At 59.8% G+C, this 853-nt stretch carries 1 pseudogene; it reads right to left on the reverse strand.

Going from position 1 to position 853, the window contains the following annotated elements:
• A pseudogene (locus AU074_RS25935) lies at positions 1-195 on the reverse strand (IS256 family transposase); the annotation flags it as partial.
• Positions 196-853: the final 658 nt, after the last annotated feature.

Genomic DNA, 853 nt, shown 5'->3' on the forward strand with positions numbered 1-853 from the left:
GCCCTGAGGATAGCCAAGGTGGTGGCCCAACTCGGCACCAAGAGCTCGCTCGATCAGCGCCTTTTTGAACGCCATCGAGGCATCCTGAATAGCCTCGGCACTCATCGGGCCGCTGACGAACTGGTCGATCAGCTCTTTTGGAATGGATGGAAGGTCTCGCGGGGCCTCACGGGCCGGTTTCTTTTTGGTCGGCATACATGCACCTCTATCAACATGTTATGCCCGAACACAAAATTTATGACAGCCCCTTACAGCGGGTCACTTTTGGCAAACGCCCGGAATGCCGGCCCAGCCAAAAGTAACCAAAAGGTCTTTGCCCCACCACTCGGTGCCTCGCCTAGGCTCGGCATGCCCGCACTCCGGCCCGATTCCGCGGGCCGCCGCGACGGGCCATCCATGGCCCGGCGCGGCTAAATCGGCTTCCCTGCCGATTTACCCGCTCCACCGTGCCTGCTTGCGGCCAGCGTGGTTGACGGGGCCCGCAGATCAAAATCAAAAGCAGATCAAAAGCCAGAGCACAGCGGCCTACAGGCCGGCTTGAGTGTTAAGAGCGAAAGCAGAGCTGCTTTCCTGTAGGAGCGAGCTTGCTCGCGAAAAACCTGAGGGCGCCGCGTTCATTCAGGATGCCAGCGTCATCGTTAACGACCTTCGCGAGCAAGCCCGCTCCCACAGTGGACCGCGTTTGCCGTTGCTTTTGATTTAGCCTTTGCTTCACCACACTCAAGCCGGCCTGTAGGCCGCTGTGCCCTTGATCTGCTTTTGATCTTGATCTTAGGCGCCCCGTTAAACCACGCTGGCCGAACGCAGGCTTTGGAGCGTGGGTAACCCGGCAGGACGCCGGGTTAGCCGCGCT

This window comes from Pseudomonas sp. ATCC PTA-122608 (genome assembly GCF_001952855.1).
In the GTDB taxonomy this organism is placed as follows: Bacteria; Pseudomonadota; Gammaproteobacteria; order Pseudomonadales; family Pseudomonadaceae; genus Aquipseudomonas.